Below are 18,600 nucleotides of genomic sequence, written 5' to 3' on the forward strand. Positions count from 1 at the left end.
ATACTCTGGTTTACTACAAGTTATCCACAGACTTATTAAAAAAGGCCGCTTTCGCGACCTTTTGTTTTAGATTCCAGAACCATCCGATTCGGTATCTTCATGTAACCCGCACTCTCTTTTTAAACCAAAGAATCGGGTATCTTGCTGTTTCATCCCTTCCTCTAGTTTATCAGTAGTATGTATATCACCGATAGAAACATAGCCTTGAGCGGTTAGAGGGTGCTTTGGTAATGCATGTTCCTCTATATAAGTTTCTACCTTTTCATCGCTCCAATCCAAAATCGGCAAAAACTTAAAAACACCATGCTGGATTGAAAGAACAGGTAAACCACTTCTTGAATCCGATTGCGCTCGCCTTAGTCCCGAGAACCAGGTTCCAACATTAAGATCAGATAGCGCTCGGCGCATCGGCTCTACTTTATTGAGTTGGTTGTACTGAGTAATGCCCTCTACCCCTTTATCCCACAGCTGACCAAAACGAGACTCTTGCCAAGCTGGACTGATAGGACTTCTATATACCTTTAGATTTAGATCTAGTAGCAGAGTTAACTCATCAATAAACTGATAGGTCTCTTTAAATAGGTAACCAGTGTCTGTGAGTATCACTGGAACATCCGGTTTTTGACGAGTAACTAGATGAAGCATTACCGCTGCCTGCGCCCCAAAGCTAGATGACAATGCAAAGTTAGGCTGAAGATTCTCCAGAGCCCACTTTACTCTTTGCTCAGCTGTAAGATCTTCAAGTTCTGCATTTATCTCGGCAAGAGCAAGGCTCTGTTCGACCTTATTCAATTTGGCGATCTGAGCGAGATGATATTTATTGGTTACTTTAAGCATGAAAGTCCCTCTTAGATACTAATACCTCAGGCACAACACCAGCACGTATTACAAAATCCCCAAATGCCTCATCCGCTTTTCTATCTTGAGACCATTGCCCCACCAGCAGATCTAACTCTTCTAGTATTTGAGCCGATGAGATGTTCTCTTTATACATCTTAGGAACGCGGGTTCCTTCTTTATTACCACCGAGATGCAGGTTGTAACGATCTGGGGCTTTACCCACTAGGCCAACTTCAGCCAACATGGCTCGGCCACATCCATTTGGACAGCCTGTCACACGTAAGATGATATTCTCTTGCTCATCCAAGCCGTGTTTAGATAGCAGTCCCTCGACTTGAGTAACAAACTCAGGAAGGAATCGTTCTGCTTCTGCCATTGCCAAAGGACAAGTTGGGAAAGATACACAGGCCATAGAGTTCTTGCGTTGTTCTGAATGCGCGGCATCTATCAAGCCATGTGCTACGGCGATAGCTTCAATCTTGTCTTTATCTTTACTCGGCACACCAGCAACAATCAGGTTCTGGTTTGCCGTCATTCTGAAATCGCCGGTATGGACCTTAGCAATTTCCGCCACACCAGTCTTAAGGGGTTTATTTGGGTAATCCAGTAGGCGACCGTTTTCTACAAATAGGGTTAGGTGATGTTTACCATCTATACCCTCTAACCAACCAAACTTATCGCCGCGATGGGTTAGCTCATAAGGTCTAGGTGCTTCAAACGTAGCATCGGCTCTCTTTTCCACTTCTTGCTTGAAGGTGTCGATGCCCACACGATCTAACGTATATTTGGTCTTTGCGTTTTTACGGTTAGAACGATTGCCCCAATCCCTTTGGGTAGACACTACGGCAGCTGCTACATCTAATGTTTTCTCTAAAGGAATAAAGCCAAAATCATCGGCTTTACGAGGATAGGTAGAGGTATCACCATGAGTCATGGCAAGTCCACCGCCCACAAGCAGGTTGAAGCCAACTAGTTTTCCACCTTCAGCAATCGCCACAAAGTTCATATCATTCGCGTGTAGGTCCACATCGTTATCGGGTGGAATCACTACTGTGGTTTTGAATTTACGTGGTAGATAGTTACTACCTAGGATTGGTTCTTCATCTGTGGTCTCCACCTTTTCACCGTCTAACCAGATCTCTGCATAAGCTCGTGTCTTAGGTAATAGATGCTCACTGATCTTCTTAGCCCATTCGTAAGCTTCTTGGTGAAGTTCAGATTCCACTGGGTTACTGGTGCACAAAACATTTCGGTTTACATCACCCGCAGTGGCGATTGAATCTATACCGATAGAGTTCAGCGTTTGGTGCATTAATTTGATGTTTGGCTTTAGAACACCATGGAACTGGAAGGTCTGACGGGTAGTCAATCGAATACTTCCATATAGAGTATGGTCGGTCGCGAACTTGTCGATGGCTAGCCATTGCTTTGGAGTAATCACACCGCCAGGCATACGCGCTCGAAGCATCACATTATGCAGAGGCTCAAGCTTTTGCTTAGCACGCTCATTACGAATATCTCTATCATCTTGCTGATACATGCCGTGGAAGCGGATCAGCTGAAAGTTATCCGCAGTAAAACCACCGGTCACCTCATCTTGCAAATCTTGAGTGATGGTTCCGCGCAGGAAATTACTCTGACCCTTTAGTCTCTCGTTATCTGACAGAGGACCAAGCTCTTGACCTAAAACTACTTGCTTTTCCATTAGTACACATCCCTCTGATAACGCTTCTGCTTACGCAAATCTTTTAACCATTCCTCTGCGGCTTCTTTCTCTAGCCCGCCTTCTGTTTGTGCAATCTCGATTAAGGTGGCCTGCACATCTTTTGCCATTCTCTCAGCATCACCACACACATAGAGATAAGCGCCATCCTGCAGCCACTGCCATACCTGGGCTGACTTCGCCTTTAGCTTGTCTTGCACATATACCTTGTTGGCTGAGTCTCGGCTGAAGGCTAGGTCTAGCTCAGATAGAAGGCCGGATTTTAGATAGCGTTGCCATTCCACCTGATATAGGAAGTCTTGGGTAAAGGTGCGATCACCAAACAATAACCAGTTCTTACCTTCTGCCTCTCGAGCATCTCGCTCTTGTAGGAAGCTTCTAAATGGCGCGATACCTGTACCTGGGCCAATCATGATGACGTCTGCATTATCATCTTCTGGTAATTTGAAATTATTGTTGTGCTCGATGAAGACTTTGACTTCTGTCTCGTCCTGCTCCGAACGAGCTAAGAAACCTGAAGCACCACCGATGCGTTCTCCTTTCTTGGTCTGATACTCAACCACTCCGACAGTGATATGCACCTCCTCATCTACTTCTGCTTGAGAAGAGGAAATAGAATAAAGTCTTGGGGTTAATCGACGTAGTAAGCCTACAAGTTGCTCGGCGGTGAGCTTGGTCTTTTTCTCCAGAAGCACATCCAACACCTGGGTATTCGATGCGTATTCACGAAGCTTCGCTTTATCTTCAGCTAGCTTTAGCAGCTTTTTACTGCCTGAGAGCTCAGCGTAGTTTGCAACAAGGGTTGGGTTGCTAGCGGTAATTTCAAAATGCTGTATTAGGGCATTCTCAATAGACAGCTCTTCGCCATCCAAAGTTATAGTCTCTTCTGCATTGATGTCCGCTTGCTTTAAGATTTGCTCAACCAAGGCTTTGTCGTTTAGATACCACACACCCAGTGCATCACCGGGTTGATAGCTCAAACCGGAATCTTCTAGGTCAATCTCAATATGACGAACATCCTTGGTAGAGTCTCGGCCGGTTATCTTCTGATTGGCAATAATAGATGCAGTAAGCGGATTCTGTTTGTTGTACTGAGACTCAGTATGCTGTTTATTAGCCACAGGCAACTGCACAACATCGCTATTGCTTTGCTTGAAGTTCTCTTGAATATAATCGAAAGCTTGCTCTTGCCACGCCTGCGCTGCTTGTTGGTAATCCACATCGCAGTCCACTCGCTCAATAAAGGGTTTGCCACCCAATTTAGCTAGAGCTGCATCAAAGTCTTTACCCGTCTGACAGAAAAATTCATAGCTAGAGTCGCCTAGGCCTAACACTGCATAATTAAGGTTTTCCAGCTTGGGTGCTTTCTTCGAGGTAAGGAAGTCATAAAACTCGATAGCATTATCAGGTACTTCCCCTTCACCATTGGTCGACGCCACAATAACCAAATGAGTCTCGTTTTTTAGACTCTTAAGCTTGTAGTCAGCCGCATCAAAGAGTTTGCTCGAAAGCCCTTCACTTTCAAACTTGGCTTGCAGCTGCTCAGCAACACCCTTAGCGTTACCAGTTTGAGATGCATAGATGATAGTTAACTGCTGAGCCGCGACGCTCTCAAGTTGCGCAGTAGGTAAGGTCGCCGTCAGTTGTGAGTTTTGACTAACACCATAAAAATACCCACTCACCCAAGCCAGTTGTTGAGGTGAAAGTTCGGCGACAGCCTGCTTTAGAAGGTTTGCCTGAGAGTCGTTGAGGGGAGACGCAAATCCCGATAGATCCTTGAGCAACATGATCACAATATCCCTGTTTAATTCGTGACCATTAGGTTACTCCCTCTGCGAAATAACAATAAAGAATAAAGAGGGATATTTAATAATGAAAAGTAATGAAGAAATTAAAGGGCTTCAACTCGGACTTGAGAAAAGCCCACTGCCATTGCACTCTTAGAGGCTGAGTCTAGGTCATGGTAGTGGCATTGTTCACCATGAAGATCGGTGAGGGCGAGGATGCCACCTTGGGAATCACGAAATTCCACCACGTATGACCCTTCTTGGTCAGCGGGTTCAATAATCGCTTCAACTAAACGCTGATCGCGATACAAGACTCGTAATTCATTTATCGTCATAACATCTGGTTCCTTTTGCCTCTAATAAGGATGGACCAAACCACACAAAATGCGAATTGAGAATTACTATCAAAAAAGGGGCCTTTGGCCCCTCTTCAAACTAAAACTCGAACTTAACGCCAGCGAACCAGCCATCGACAAAGCCGTAGGCTTTCTTGTCGTATTCTTTAAAGGTGTAGTCAAGAACGCGATAGCCACCGCGAATATTCACATCGACCGGTTGGAATGAGAAGGTGTACTGGATAGCACCGGTAACATCGGCACTCTTTATCTCGTCAGTCTCACCATAATCAAACTCACCAACAATAGCGAAGTTGGTGTTTGGCACGCGAATAAGGGTGTCCGCATACCAACTGAAGATAACGCTATCAAAGTCACCCGCTTGGTTTTCATCAAAGCGGTAGAAGCTGTTGCGATAATCAGAAAGGGTAAAACCTACATCAAACTCTAGGGCATCAGTACGAAGCGGACGGTAGTAAAAGGTGTAGTCGTACTTGTCGTGAGCAAGATCAGGAGTATCTAGCTTGGTATAGCGTAGGCGGAAGTTTGGCAGATATGGCACATCGTGCTCAATAGACGCCGAGAAGGATGGGATATCATCATCCTCTTTACGGGTCTCCCTGATCTTGGTACTTCCCCAATACATATCAGCAGTAAAACTGCCTTGAAGACCCGATTTTGCTTGTTGTGCCTGTGCCGTTGCTGGCATGGCCAATGCACTAGCAGTCAGTGCTGCAACTAACGTGCATTTGTTCATTCCAAACTCCTACCATTGAAGAATATTCAACTAATTTAGGAGATACTAGCACAACCGTTTGATAGATAAATCAATTACTGGTCGCGATGCATTTTTGATAGACCCAGTAAGCGAACAGTGCAAACAAGACATAAGGTACAAATTTCACTAGAGCACCTAGGAAGCTGACCACTAACGCAAATAGAAACAAGCTAGCAAAAGCGGCCAGAAAGCCCATAAAGGTAATGCCGGTAACTAGCAAGACACCTACGAATACAAAAATCATTAACAGCTCAATCATATCTCTCCCCTCTGTTGCTAATAAATAGAGAGCAATAAGCTTGCCAAGTTCAATAATTTCTAAGATATCAGTCGCTTAAATAAAAAGAGCCAAGAAAGTGTGCCCTTCTCAGCTCTTAATTATTCTTAGCTATGGTCAAAAAAACCAAGTATTAGTGCTTTTTAAACCTCAAGCTCTGCAGGAATCTTCGCCAGTGCATCTTGCAGCACTTTCAGGTCAGCACCTTTCTTGTGTGCGTTCTCACTGATATGACGACGCCACTGTCTTGCACCCGGCATGCTTTGGAACAAACCCAGCATATGGCGAGTGATATGACCAAGATAAGCGCCTTCGCTTAGCTGCTGATCGATATAAGGGTACATAGCCTTAACTACGTCACTACGCTTGATCACTGGCTTATCTTCACCAAAGATACGCTGGTCTACTTCAGATAGAATGTATGGGCTCTGATAAGCCTCGCGACCGATCATTACACCGTCTAGGTGCTCTAGGTGCTCAAGGGCTTCATCCAAACTCTTCACACCACCGTTCACCGCAATGTTCAGGTGAGAGAAGTCTTTCTTGATCTGATAAGCGCGTGGATAATCCAGAGGTGGGATCTCACGGTTCTCTTTTGGACTCAGACCACTTAGCCAAGCTTTACGTGCGTGGATAGTAAAATCCTCGCAGCCGCCCTGCTCATTTACGATAGAAACGAAGCGAGTTAGGAACTCATAAGAATCTTTATCATCGATACCGATACGGGTCTTAACGGTTACTGGAATTGAAACCTCAGACTTCATCGCCGCGACACATTCCGCCACCAGCTCCGGCTCCGCCATTAGACAGGCACCAAAGCGACCGTTTTGAACGCGGTCAGATGGGCAACCTACGTTTAGATTGATCTCATCATAGCCACGCTCTTCAGCCAGCTTTGCACAATGAGCAAGGTCTTTGGAGTTAGAGCCACCAAGTTGCAGCGCTACAGGGTGTTCACTCTGATCGTATTTCAGGAAGTCGCCTTTACCATGGATAATGGCACCCGTTGTCACCATTTCGGTGTACAGCAAGGTGTTTTGCGACAGCAATCTGTGGAAATATCGACAATGACGATCTGTCCAATCCAGCATTGGAGCCACTGATAGTCTTGAAGAGTGTGTCATAAGTCATTACCCATGTATAAAAATGAGGCGGTATTCTACCCTCACTCTAGCCGATACACCAGAAAAGAGCGCTAAATACAAAAAAGGCCAGCACTAGGCTGACCTTTAGATTATCTAACTGCGATTCAATTAAGCGCGAAGCTCTTTGAATGCGTTGATTAGACCGTTAGTAGAGCTGTCGTGAGAGTTGATCTCAGCGTTGTCTGCTAGCTCAGGTAGGATTTGGTTTGCTAGTTGTTTACCTAGCTCAACACCCCACTGGTCAAAAGTGAAGATGTTCCAGATGATGCCTTGAACGAAGATCTTGTGCTCGTACATAGCGATCAGGTTACCCAGAGTACGCGGAGTGATCTGCTTAACTAGGATAGAGTTAGTTGGACGGTTACCTTCAAATACCTTGAATGGTGCTAGCTCAGCAATCTCTTCTGCAGATTTACCTGCCGCTTTTAGCTCAGCCTCTACCACTTCTTGAGACTTACCAAATGCAAGTGCTTCAGTTTGAGCGAAGAAGTTAGACATTAGCTTCTGGTGGTGATCGCCAGTTGGGTTGTGGCTTACCGCTGGAGCGATGAAATCACATGGGATCAGCTTGGTACCTTGGTGGATTAGCTGATAGAAAGCGTGCTGACCGTTAGTACCTGGTTCACCCCAGATGATAGGGCCAGTTTGGTAATCTACAGCGTCGCCGTTACGGTCAGTGTATTTACCGTTTGATTCCATGTTGCCCTGCTGGAAGTACGCAGCAAAACGGTGCATGTACTGATCGTAAGGAAGGATAGTCTCAGACTCAGCGCCGTGGAAGTTGTTGTACCAAATACCCACTAGAGCAAGAAGCGTTGGGATGTTGTTCTCAAGCTCAGTTGATTTGAAGTGGTTATCCATCTCGTGAGCACCAGCTAGAAGCTCAACGAAGTTATCGAAACCAACACCTAGTGCGATAGATAGACCGATTGCTGACCATAGAGAGTAACGACCGCCAACCCAGTCCCAGAACTCAAACATGTTGTCTGTGTCGATACCGAATTCAGAAACTGCAGTGCCGTTAGTTGAAAGCGCAGCGAAGTGCTTAGCAACGTGTGCTTCATCGCTTGCAGAAGCTAGGAACCAATCACGCGCACTGTGTGCGTTAGTCATAGTCTCTTGAGTAGTGAAAGTCTTAGAAGCAACTAGGAATAGCGTTGTTTCTGGGTTTACTTTCTTCAGAGTTTCAGCGATGTGCGTGCCATCAACGTTAGAAACGAAGTGTAGGTTTAGGTGGTTTTTATATGGTGCTAGCGCTTCAGTCACCATGAATGGACCTAGGTCCGAACCGCCGATACCGATGTTTACGATGTCAGTGATAGCTTTACCAGTGTAACCAGTCCACTCGCCACCGATTACGCGCTCAGTGAAAGATTTCATTTTCTCTAGTACAGCGTTTACTGCAGGCATTACGTCTTCGCCGTTAACCATTACAGGTGTGTTGCTGCGGTTACGAAGAGCAGTGTGAAGAACAGAGCGACCTTCAGTTTTGTTGATTGCCTCGCCAGAGAACATAGCGTCGATTGCAGACTTAAGCTCGGTTTGCTCAGCAAGCTCAAGAAGGTGCTTCATTGTCTCGTGGTTGATAAGGTTCTTTGAGTAATCAACTAGGATGTCGTCACCAAACTTCTTAGAGAAGTTTGCGAAGCGTTGTGAATCAGCAGCAAATAGGTCTTTCATTTGCATATCTTGAGCTGACTCGAAGTGCGCAGTTAGCGCTTTCCACGCTTCAGTGTGCGTTGGGTTGATGTTCTTCAACATGATAATTTCCTGTTTGTAATTTTAAGTTCGCCCGACTCACTATAGTGGTAAATCGAGCCCCCTCTGGAACTGGTAATACGGGCAGTTAAATTTTCACTACCCAAAATAAATCATTATTGTGACAGCTTATTTTTTAGGACACTGATTATCAACTAGCTAACGTACGCACTCTTTGAGACAGGTCACATTCTTATTGGCTAATTAGTCTTTGGTGTACACAGGGATGACGCGTGAGGTTAGCTTAGTCACCAACTCATAGGCAATTGTACCCACGTAACGAGCCACTTCTTCTACCGGCAGACTGTCTCCCCACATAGTCACTGAGTCACCGACCTTATCCTCGGCATCAGGTCCAAGATCGACGGTGAGCATATCCATAGAGACGCGACCCGCGAGTGGCACCTTGCGACCATTAACCAAAACTGGAGTGCCGTTTGGCGCCATGCGTGGGTAGCCATCACCGTATCCAAGCGCTATCACACCTATCTTGGTATCGCGTTCGCTAGTCCAATTTGCGCCATAACCTACGCTTTCCCCAGCTTTGAGGTCATTTATCGCGATTAGATGCGAGCGAAGTGTCATCACAGGTCGATAACCAAGTTGCTGAGCATCTTTATCACTGAAAGGCGATACTCCATACATGATGATGCCAGGGCGAACCCACTCAAAATGACTCTCTGGGCGAGACAAGATACCAGATGATGCAGCGATAGAGCGCTCACCTTGACAGGTTTGTGTTGTCTGCTCAAACAGTTCGATCTGCTTTGTGGTAACTGGATTTTCTAGCTCATCAGCACAGCCAAAGTGACTCATATAACGCAGTGGTTTAGCAACATTTTCACAGGCGTGTAGTCTGGCGATGAACTCTTCATACTGCTCGGGACGCACTCCTAACCTGTGCATTCCGGTATCCATCTTCAGCCATACAACCACTGGACCTTCTAGCTTAGCTTGCTCAAGGGCCTGCAGTTGCTCCTCACAGTGCACCACGGTTTGAATATTGTTAGTCACCAGAATAGGCAGGTCGTTAGCTGCGTAGAAGCCTTCCAAAAGCAGGATAGGTTTTACTACACCACCCGCTCTAAGTTGCAATGCTTCTTCGATACGTGCGACACCGAAGGCATGTGCGCCGTCTGCATTTTTAGCTATCTCAAGCAAACCATGGCCGTAGCCATTGGCTTTCACCACAGCAAGTAATTTACTGTTGGGTGCTTTCTCACTTAAGCACTTAAGGTTATGACGAAGCGCATCCGTATTGATATAAGCAACCGCGGCTTTCATATTACTCATAGCGGTCCTTACTCATCGTCGTAGTCAAATGCAGGGCCTGCATAGTTATCGAATCTAGAGAACTGGCCTTGGAAGGTCAGACGAACTGAACCGATTGGACCGTTACGTTGTTTACCTATGATGATCTCTGCGGTGCCCTTCATGGTGCTGTCTGGGTGATACACCTCGTCACGATAGATAAACATGATCAAGTCGGCATCCTGCTCGATCGCACCCGATTCACGTAGATCCGAGTTGATCGGACGCTTATCGGCACGCTGCTCTAGGGAACGGTTTAGCTGAGATAGGGCGACTACTGGTACTTGCAGCTCTTTCGCCAGCGCCTTAAGAGAGCGTGAAATCTCAGAGATCTCCAAGGTACGGTTATCTTGCATACCTGGCACACGCATTAGCTGAAGGTAGTCGACCATGATAAGGCTTAGACCACCATTATCTCGTGCAACACGACGTGCGCGAGAACGAAGTTCAGTTGGTGTTAGACCCGAGCTGTCATCGATAAACATGTTCTTCTTCTGCATCAGAATACCCATGGTCGATGAAATGCGCGCCCAGTCTTCGTCGTCGAGCTGGCCGGTACGGATCTTGGTTTGGTCTACGCGAGATAGAGACGCCAGCATCCTCATCATGATCTGCTCAGAGGGCATCTCAAGAGAGAAGATAAGTACCGGCTTGTCAGAATCCATAGCTGCGTTTTCACACAGGTTCATAGCAAAGGTGGTTTTACCCATAGAAGGACGAGCCGCCACGATAACCAAGTCTGATGGCTGAAGACCTGCTGTTTTCTTGTTGAGGTCATTGAAGCCGGTGCTAACACCTGTCACGCCATCTTGTGGTGTTTGATACAGAACCTCGATTCGCTCTAGGGTCTTTTCAAGAATGTTCTCAACATTTTGCGGACCTTCGTTCTCGCTACCACGCTCTTCGGCAATAGCGAATACCTTGCTCTCAGCAAGGTCGACCAGGTCTCCAGAGGTACGGCCCTGTGGGTCATAACCGGCATCGGCAATCTCGTTAGCCACACCAATAAGGTTACGCACAACTGCACGCTCTGCCACGATCTCCGCATAGGCGTTGATGTTCGCCGCACTCGGAGTGTTCTTAACTAGGTCTGCAAGATAGGCAAAACCACCGACATCTTCGAGCTGTTCGCGACGCTCAAGGAATTCAGAAAGGGTAATTAAATCAAGAGGCTGGCTATCCTCCAGGATAGACTTTACCGCCTCAAAAACGATCTTGTGAGGACGGCTATAGAAGTCCGATGCCATCACCTTCTCTGCCACTGTATCCCAACGCTCGTTGTCGAGTAACAAGCCCCCGATAACAGATTGCTCTGCCTCTATAGAATGGGGAGGGGTTTTAATTGCGTCGACTTGCTTGTCTTGCTTGGCGTTGGTGCGTTGTTCGGACATGGATCAGCTCAATCTCAAAATAATGAAAGTATTATACTCGGATGTTAGAAAAAAGCCCGACACTAAAGGTTTGTTGTACAAATTTTACCTTTGGCTGACTCTTTGTTTACGACTTAGGTTACAATGCGCATCCTTTAGAATTGCTTGAGGTATCTTGTGTCTAAAAAATTGCTATTTTGTCTGGGGCCACTGATGAGCTCAGTGCTTCACGCGGAAGAGCTTACTGATACGGATATTGAGCCCCCATCACCGTGGAACACCGAAGTAGAGTTTGGTTATCAAGCTCACTCAGGCAACTCTGACTCTAAGTCTCTCAACTCTCGCCTCAGCGGTGAATATATCCAGGGTCGCTATCGTTTGAATGGCGAATGGAAGTATTACCTGCTGTATAAAGACGGCGAAGAAGATAAGCGCCAATCGACCTACAACCTGCAAGGGGACTACAAGTTAGGTCAGAAGAGCTATGCCTACTCCAGTTTTAACGGCTATGACTCAAAATATAGCGCGTACTTTACCGATTACACCCTATCAGCGGGTCTGGGTTATCAGTTCACTAACACAGAAAAGCTAGTGATTGAGGGGGAGCTTGGTCCGGGTTTTCGTTACCAAGAGCCTAATCTAGATGAGATAGATGACGACGACATCATCTTCCCTGAAACGGTAAGCGAGGCGATCGTTCGTGCCAATCTCGGCATTACCTGGAAGCCATTCAAAACCCTATCCTTGGGCACAGAATTTACCGCGGTCACAGGTAGCAGTAACACCCGTATCGACAGTGAATTTTCCATCGTTAACGAGATCACCGAAGACATCGCCCTTAAGATAGTGCACAACCGCCAATACCATAACAAGGTGCCTGAAGGTCTACATAAGACCGACTCGGTGATGTCTATCAACCTGCTATTTCTTTTCTAATAGGCATAAAAAAAACACCAGCCGAAGCTGGTGTTTTAAAAGCTAATCTTTGCTGAAAATTACTCAGCAGCAACAACTTGTAGGTTGATAGCAGCGAAAACTTCAGAGTGAAGTTGGATGCTGATTTCGAACTCACCAGTGTTACGTAGAGCACCTTCAGGAAGACGAACTTCGCTCTTAGATACTTCAACGCCAGCAGCAGTAATTGCGTCAGCGATGTCACGAGTACCGATAGAACCGAATAGTTTACCTTCGTCACCAGCTTTAGATGCGATAACAACAGCTTCTAGAGCGTTTACTTTCTCAGCACGAGCTTCAGCAGCAGTTAGTTGCTCAGCAACTTTAGCTTCTAGTTCAGCACGACGAGCTTCGAACATTTCAACGTTAGACTTCGTAGCCATAACTGCTTTACCTTGAGGGATAAGGAAGTTACGAGCGTAGCCAGATTTAACGTTTACAGTATCGCCAAGACCACCTAGGTTACCGATTTTATCAAGTAGAATAACTTGCATTGTTTAATCCTCTTTAAATAAACCGACCGATTACTGATGCTTGTCAGTGTACGGAAGTAGTGCTAGGTAGCGAGCACGCTTGATAGCGCGAGCTAGTTGACGCTGATACTTAGCGCTTGTACCAGTGATACGGCTAGGTACGATTTTACCAGCTTCAGTGATGTAGTTTTTAAGAGTTGCTACGTCTTTGTAATCAATCTCTTGTACGCCTTCTGCAGTGAAACGGCAGAATTTACGACGACGGAAGAAACGAGCCATGGGCTATCTCCTGATCTTAAATTTGAGTGATGTTGTCGGCATGCAAAACCAATTTCCCCGAGCCATTTCGGCTGGTTTGGTAAGTGACGAATCCGCTTACCTGGATATTGCTGCCTTTAACTAGTTCTTGAGTTAAATTGTTTGACCCTTTACCGCTAACCACCACCGGCATTCGACAATAAACTTGTCTCGGAAGGTTTGCTTCCACCACAGTAGAGCGATGCTCTAGCCAAAATTGGCAATGTGGTATACCCGCTGGGCTTTTGGTTCGAACAGGATCTCTTGCGATTACACCGCTTAAGTCCATCCGATTGGTCATACAGTTAATTACTCAGCAGATGCTTCTGGCTTAGCTTCTGAACGCTCTTCACGACGTGGAGCACGCTCTTCTTTTTGCTTAAGCATGATAGACTGTTCAGTCTTCGCACCTTTAGTACGCATGATCATGTTACGTAGAACTGCATCGTTGTAACGGAAAGCAGTTTCTAGCTCGTCGATCACAGCTTGATCAGCTTCAACGTTCATTAGAACGTAGTGAGCTTTGTGAAGCTTGTTGATTGGGTAAGCCAGTTGACGACGACCCCAGTCTTCTAGACGGTGGATAGTACCGCCAGCTTCAGTGATAGAACCAGTGTAACGCTCGATCATGCCAGCAACTTGCTCGCTTTGATCAGGGTGCACCATGAATACGATTTCGTAATGACGCATTGGTTGCTCCTTACGGATTATTAGCTTCCACATTCGGCCCGGTCATCCAGAGGAAGCAAGGAACTAAAGAAAATTGACCGAGAATTAAGGACGGCAAATAGTACAGAAAGCAGGCAGTAATATCAAGCAAAAAAGCGCCACTTAAAAACAGATAATAATCATGCCTTTAGATGACGCTTAAAAACTTGGATTATTGATTCATAAACCCTTGTTTCTTAAGGTAGTTGAGAACCGTTTGTGAAAACTCAATATGAGACTCTTTGGTGTATTTAAGCTTGGTATAAACCTGAGCGAGGTTCTCTACCCCAGACTCTTCTATCATCTGCTTTAGCTCAGGGAATGACATGTATCGTTGCCATCCTGCGGTTTCTCGCTCTTGATAGATATCCGCAATCTCTTGTTCGCTATGATCCTGGTACACCTCTTGGTGAACCAACCCAGACATAGGCAGGCGGTCACGCACTTCAGGGTTTTCATCTGCATAACCGAGAGAATAACCCACCACTGGTACCACGCCTTCTGGCAACTCAAGTAGTTCACCTATCAGGTCACAGTTAGCCAAGGTAGAGCCCATATAGCAAAGCCCTAGCCCTTTCGCTTCAGCAGCAATAGCCACGTTCTGCGACACCAAAGTAGCGTCGATAGCGGAGATCATAAAGCTCATGAAGTTATCAAAATTCATCGGCGCGCCGCTCTGAGCCAGCCATTTACGCATGCGTCTAAAGTCTGCGCAGAAGGTCAGTAACACCGGAGCCTCTACCACCATAGATTGCTGCATATGAGGCTCGTATAGCGCCTGTCTTAGCTTTTCATCTTTAGTAACTATGATGGAGTAAGACTGCATATTGCCCGACGATGAGGCTCTGATGCCTGCCTCTAACACCTCGTTTAGTACATCCTCTGGAATAGCTTGGTCTTTGTATTTACGAATAGAGCGGTGAGAATGAAGGGCCTGAAAAACATCCATGAAAAATAAATCCTTGATACAAAAATAGGAGCCGAAGCTCCTACCTTATCATATGGATTATTGAGTTAACCTAGAGTCGGTCTCAATTAGTCCTGACGCTGACGCACCGCCTCAAACAGGCAGATGCCAGAGGCCACAGATACGTTCAGGCTTGATACTGAGCCTGCCATAGGGATCTTAATCAAATCGTCACAGGTCTCACGCGTCAGGCGACGCATGCCGTCACCCTCAGCACCCATCACGATAGCCAAAGGACCATTTAGCTTACTGTGGTAAATGTCATGAGTCGCTTCACCGGCAGTACCTACGATCCATATGCCTTTGTCTTGCAGGTGGCGCATAGTACGAGCAAGGTTAGTCACACGCACTAGAGGCACGGTTTCCGCGGCACCACAAGCGACCTTACTTACGGTTGCTGTAAGAGGCGCTGACTTGTCTTTTGGCACGATAACCGCTGCAACGCCTGCCGCATCTGAGTTACGCAGACAAGCACCTAGGTTATGCGGGTCAGTCACGCCATCTAGGATTAGAAGTAGCGGCGTTTCATGCTGAGCAAGTATGTCATCTAGGTCGTTCTCATTTAGAGCCTTAGCAGGCTTAACGCGCGCAATGATACCCTGATGGTTAGCGCCTTTAGCTTTATCGTCCAGTGTCTTACGACCCATCTGTTGGATAGAGACACCAAAGTTCTGCAGCTGCTCCAAAAGTGGCATTAGGCGATCATCCTGACGACCTTTCAATACATAGGCTTCGATAAAGCGTGCCGGGTCTTTCTCAAGCACGGCTTTTACCGCGTGGATGCCATAAATAAATTCGTTACTCATTAATCTGATCTCTTATTTCTTCTTGCCACGAGACTTGTTCTTGTTGACTCGAGCCTTACTCTTTCTCGCCTTTTGCGCTTTGGATTTCTTACCCTTCTTTGGCTGTTCTGTGCTTCCATCAGGACGCACAGTTGGCTCAACCATAGCCTTGGCTTTCTTGCCTTTACCGCGAGCTTGTTTCTTCGCTTCTTCCACTAGGCGCTGTTTAGCGGTTTTACCCTTGCCTCTTGGAGCGCGTTGACTGCCCACTAGCTCAAAATCGATCTGTTTGTCGTTAAGGTTTACTGAGAGAACCTTAACCTTCACTTGATCGCCTAATCGATAGATCTGTCCAGAGCTCTCACCCACCAAGCGCTGACCTATGGCATCGTAGCGATAGTAGTCATTTGCTAGTGATGAAATATGCACTAGACCGTCGATGTGCAGATCGCTTAGGCGAACGAAGAAACCGAATGCAGTGACATTTGCAATCACACCGTCAAGCTCTTCGCCCACATGGTCTTGCATGTATTCACACTTGAGCCAGTCCGCAACCTCACGGGTCGCATCATCAGCACGGCGCTCGGTCATAGAGCACTGCTCGCCGTATACGTCCATATCATCGAACGAATAGTGGAATCCACCGGTTGGGGTCCACCTGTCTTTGTTGCGACCTTCTTTTTTGGCAATCAGATACTTGATTGCACGATGCAGAAGCAGGTCTGGGTAACGACGGATTGGCGAGGTAAAGTGCGCGTAGCGCTTCAATGCCAAGCCGAAGTGGCCAACGTTGTCGGGATTATACACAGCTTGCTTCATGGAGCGTAGCAACATGGTCTGAATAAGTTCTTTATCCGGACGCTCACGCACCTGATGCATCAGTGCTGCGTAGTCAGTAGGCGATGGTTCAAGACCACCGTTTAGGAATAGACCTAGCTCACCCAAGAAGTCTTTAAAGCCTGTTAGGCGTTCTTCACCTGGAGTTTCATGGATACGATACAGCGCCGGCTCTTTTAGTTTCTCTACTAGAGATGCTGAGGCGATGTTCGCCAATATCATGCACTCTTCAATCAGCTTGTGGGCATCGTTGCGCACCACTGGCTCGATACGATCGATCTTACGCTCAGAGTTAAAGATGAACTTGGTTTCAACGGTTTCAAACTCGATAGCACCGCGATTATCACGTGCACCCTTGAGCACCTGATACATGTTGTGCAGTTCCTGTAGGTGAGGAACCAGAGGCTCATAACGCTCTCTTAGTTCTTGGTCACCATTTAGGATATCGTTCACCTTGGTATAGGTAAGACGAGCATGAGAGTTCATTACCGCTTCATAGTGCTTGTAGCCAGACAGTTTACCTGTCTCAGAAACCGTCATCTCACACACCATACACAGGCGGTCAACCTGAGGGTTTAGCGAGCACAAACCGTTTGATAGAACCTCAGGTAGCATAGGCACCACTTGAGATGGGAAATACACTGAGTTACCACGATTAATAGCTTCTTTGTCGAGGGCAGAATCAGGGCGAACGTAATAACTGACATCGGCAATGGCTACCCATAGGCGCCAACCTCCGCTCTTCTTAGGCTCACAGAAAACTGCATCATCGAAATCTCGAGCATCTTCACCATCTATGGTCACCAGAGGTAGGTCGCGCAGATCGACACGCCCCTCTTTTGCCTCTTCTGGCACCTCTTCACCAAGGCTAGAGATCTGCTTAGTCACCTCTTCAGGCCACTCGTTCGGGATCTGATGGGTACGGATAGCGATTTGAGTTTCCATACCCGGGGCTAGATTTTCACCCAGCACCTCAACCACCTTGCCCGTCATACCACGAGAGCGTGTGCCACGGTCTGTGATTTCAATAACCACCACATTACCCATGCGTGCGCCTGCTCTATGCGCCTCAGGGATAAGAATATCGTGATGGATACGCGAGTCATCAGGCACTACATAGGCATGACCAAATTCAAGGAAAAAGCGACCGACGATCTGCATGCTACGCTCTTCCAATACACGAACGATGCGCGCCTCTTTGCGGCCACGCTTATCAGTTCCAGATTCTTGCACTAGAACGTAGTCGCCATGGATGATGCCGCGCATCTGGTGAAAAGGCAGTACCAAATCTTTGTCTTTACCGATCACGCCCTCAGGACGCACCCAGCCATAACCATCCTTATGGCCGATGACATGGCCTTTGATCATCTCTAGTTTTTCAGGAACAGCAAAGCATTGACGCCTAGTAAACACTAGTTGACCATCACGAAGCATGGCATTGAGGCGACGCCTTAAACCCTCATATTGCTCCTCACCTTTCAGCTCGAGAGCCTTAAAAAGGTCATTGCGATTCATAGGAGCACCGGCCTTTTGTAGGAAGTCTAAGATGAACTCCCTACTTGGCACAGGATTGGCGTAGTTTTCAGCTTCACGCTTAGCGTGAGGATCGCGTTCGAAAGATTCAGACATGAATGAACTCGTTAGGTGAGAGCAGTTGCTTTTAGTATATTCCAGTAACTGCCCGACAAGGGAAAAATGCTTTAAAAATTAATGATTAATTTGATTTAGCGTCAGGGTTTGGAAAGCAAAATTAATAGCTCGCTGTTGTCATCCAACAGCTCATCCAGATGACACTTATCTAGCTCGGCTAGAAACGCCTCTTTAGCATTGTGCAGATAAGACTTTAGACGGCATGCCGGAGTGATATGACAAAACTCGGGGGAGCAGTTGATCACCTGTAGAGGTTCTAGCTCTCTGATCACACTGCCGATGTTTATCTTACTCGCCGGTGTCTTTAGGCGGATACCGCCATTCTTGCCGCGGATGGTCTCGATAAAGCCCTTTTGACCAAGCTTGTTCACTATCTTAACCATATGGTTGCGTGAGATATCGAAAACCTCACTCACTTGCGTGATATTGGTCAGCTCCCCTTCTTTCAAGGCAGCCAAGTAGATCAGCGTACGAATCGCATAATCGGTAAAACTGGTTATTTGCATCTATTCTCTCCCTTATCAACACAATTGTAATTCTTTTGTTGACTTTAGGATACATATTATAAAACAATAAAGTTGCATTCTAAATACAACTTAAATGGA

19 protein-coding genes are annotated in these 18,600 nt (G+C 46.6%); 1 reads left to right on the forward strand and 18 read right to left on the reverse strand.

Features of this window, described 5'->3' with window-relative positions:
- Positions 1-66 precede the first annotated feature (66 nt).
- From Pcarn_RS12300 to Pcarn_RS12345, 10 genes are all read right to left on the reverse strand, one after another.
- Positions 67-837 (reverse strand): phosphoadenylyl-sulfate reductase, encoded by a 771-nt coding sequence (locus Pcarn_RS12300; protein WP_261834136.1) that lies wholly within the window; start codon positions 835-837, stop codon positions 67-69.
- Positions 830-2,545 carry an assimilatory sulfite reductase (NADPH) hemoprotein subunit gene (cysI, locus tag Pcarn_RS12305; RefSeq protein WP_261834137.1) on the reverse strand — a complete coding sequence of 572 codons (1,716 nt, stop codon included), beginning with the start codon at positions 2,543-2,545 and terminating at the stop codon, positions 830-832. The genes Pcarn_RS12300 and cysI overlap by 8 nt, the downstream gene beginning before the upstream one ends.
- On the reverse strand, positions 2,545-4,350 hold the full coding sequence (locus Pcarn_RS12310; RefSeq protein WP_261834138.1) for an assimilatory sulfite reductase (NADPH) flavoprotein subunit: 1,806 nt from the start codon (positions 4,348-4,350) through the stop codon (positions 2,545-2,547). Before Pcarn_RS12310 ends, cysI begins: the two co-directional genes overlap by 1 nt.
- 104 nt (positions 4,351-4,454) lie before the next feature.
- Positions 4,455-4,685: a thymidylate kinase gene (locus Pcarn_RS12315; protein WP_261834139.1), complete on the reverse strand. Its 231-nt coding sequence runs from the start codon at positions 4,683-4,685 to the stop codon at positions 4,455-4,457.
- A 100-nt stretch (positions 4,686-4,785) separates the two neighbouring features.
- Positions 4,786-5,442 carry a TIGR04219 family outer membrane beta-barrel protein gene (locus Pcarn_RS12320; RefSeq protein ID WP_261834140.1) on the reverse strand — a complete coding sequence of 219 codons (657 nt, stop codon included), beginning with the start codon at positions 5,440-5,442 and terminating at the stop codon, positions 4,786-4,788.
- Between the two features lie 70 nt (positions 5,443-5,512).
- Positions 5,513-5,722, reverse strand: a complete 210-nt coding sequence (locus Pcarn_RS12325; protein ID WP_261834141.1) for an envelope stress response protein PspG — start codon at positions 5,720-5,722, stop codon at positions 5,513-5,515.
- A 161-nt stretch (positions 5,723-5,883) separates the two neighbouring features.
- Positions 5,884-6,864 (reverse strand): tRNA dihydrouridine(20/20a) synthase DusA, encoded by a 981-nt coding sequence (gene dusA, locus Pcarn_RS12330; protein WP_261834142.1) that lies wholly within the window; start codon positions 6,862-6,864, stop codon positions 5,884-5,886.
- A 129-nt stretch (positions 6,865-6,993) separates the two neighbouring features.
- Positions 6,994-8,646 carry a glucose-6-phosphate isomerase gene (gene pgi / locus Pcarn_RS12335; RefSeq protein ID WP_261834143.1) on the reverse strand — a complete coding sequence of 551 codons (1,653 nt, stop codon included), beginning with the start codon at positions 8,644-8,646 and terminating at the stop codon, positions 6,994-6,996.
- Positions 8,647-8,847: 201 nt separating this feature from the next.
- Complete coding sequence (alr, locus tag Pcarn_RS12340; protein ID WP_261835682.1) at positions 8,848-9,927, reverse strand: alanine racemase; 1,080 nt, start codon at positions 9,925-9,927, stop codon at positions 8,848-8,850.
- A 17-nt stretch (positions 9,928-9,944) separates the two neighbouring features.
- On the reverse strand, positions 9,945-11,345 hold the full coding sequence (locus Pcarn_RS12345) for a replicative DNA helicase (RefSeq protein WP_261834144.1): 1,401 nt from the start codon (positions 11,343-11,345) through the stop codon (positions 9,945-9,947).
- A 192-nt stretch (positions 11,346-11,537) separates the two neighbouring features.
- Between Pcarn_RS12345 and Pcarn_RS12350 the strand changes: the two genes are divergently transcribed.
- Entirely contained in the window at positions 11,538-12,260 is a 723-nt protein-coding gene (locus tag Pcarn_RS12350) for a DUF481 domain-containing protein (protein ID WP_261834145.1), read from the forward strand.
- Positions 12,261-12,319: 59 nt separating this feature from the next.
- Here Pcarn_RS12350 and rplI read toward each other — a convergent pair whose 3' ends face one another.
- The 8 genes from rplI to nsrR all read right to left on the reverse strand — a co-directional run bounded on the left by rplI (position 12,320) and on the right by nsrR (position 18,501).
- Positions 12,320-12,772: a 50S ribosomal protein L9 gene (gene rplI / locus Pcarn_RS12355; RefSeq protein WP_261834146.1), complete on the reverse strand. Its 453-nt coding sequence runs from the start codon at positions 12,770-12,772 to the stop codon at positions 12,320-12,322.
- Between the two features lie 30 nt (positions 12,773-12,802).
- Complete coding sequence (gene rpsR / locus Pcarn_RS12360; RefSeq protein ID WP_000090471.1) at positions 12,803-13,030, reverse strand: 30S ribosomal protein S18; 228 nt, start codon at positions 13,028-13,030, stop codon at positions 12,803-12,805.
- 16 nt (positions 13,031-13,046) lie between these two features.
- Positions 13,047-13,349 carry a primosomal replication protein N gene (gene priB / locus Pcarn_RS12365; RefSeq protein WP_261834147.1) on the reverse strand — a complete coding sequence of 101 codons (303 nt, stop codon included), beginning with the start codon at positions 13,347-13,349 and terminating at the stop codon, positions 13,047-13,049.
- Positions 13,350-13,357: 8 nt separating this feature from the next.
- On the reverse strand, positions 13,358-13,738 hold the full coding sequence (rpsF, locus tag Pcarn_RS12370; RefSeq protein ID WP_261834148.1) for a 30S ribosomal protein S6: 381 nt from the start codon (positions 13,736-13,738) through the stop codon (positions 13,358-13,360).
- 190 nt (positions 13,739-13,928) lie between these two features.
- The gene (locus Pcarn_RS12375; protein ID WP_261834149.1) at positions 13,929-14,705 is read right to left on the reverse strand and encodes a nitroreductase family protein; all 777 of its coding nucleotides are present in this window, start codon (positions 14,703-14,705) and stop codon (positions 13,929-13,931) included.
- An 86-nt stretch (positions 14,706-14,791) separates the two neighbouring features.
- Positions 14,792-15,529, reverse strand: coding sequence for a 23S rRNA (guanosine(2251)-2'-O)-methyltransferase RlmB (gene rlmB, locus Pcarn_RS12380; RefSeq protein WP_261834150.1), 738 nt, complete (start codon positions 15,527-15,529; stop codon positions 14,792-14,794).
- A gap of 12 nt (positions 15,530-15,541) precedes the next feature.
- A complete protein-coding gene (gene rnr / locus Pcarn_RS12385) occupies positions 15,542-17,974 on the reverse strand; it encodes a ribonuclease R (RefSeq protein ID WP_261834151.1) in 2,433 nt (810 codons plus the stop codon).
- Positions 17,975-18,075: 101 nt separating this feature from the next.
- On the reverse strand, positions 18,076-18,501 hold the full coding sequence (gene nsrR, locus Pcarn_RS12390) for a nitric oxide-sensing transcriptional repressor NsrR (protein ID WP_261834152.1): 426 nt from the start codon (positions 18,499-18,501) through the stop codon (positions 18,076-18,078).
- Between the last annotated feature and the right edge of the window lie 99 nt (positions 18,502-18,600).

It is taken from the genome of Vibrio ishigakensis, assembly GCF_024347675.1.
GTDB classification, from domain to species: domain Bacteria; phylum Pseudomonadota; class Gammaproteobacteria; order Enterobacterales; family Vibrionaceae; genus Vibrio; species Vibrio ishigakensis.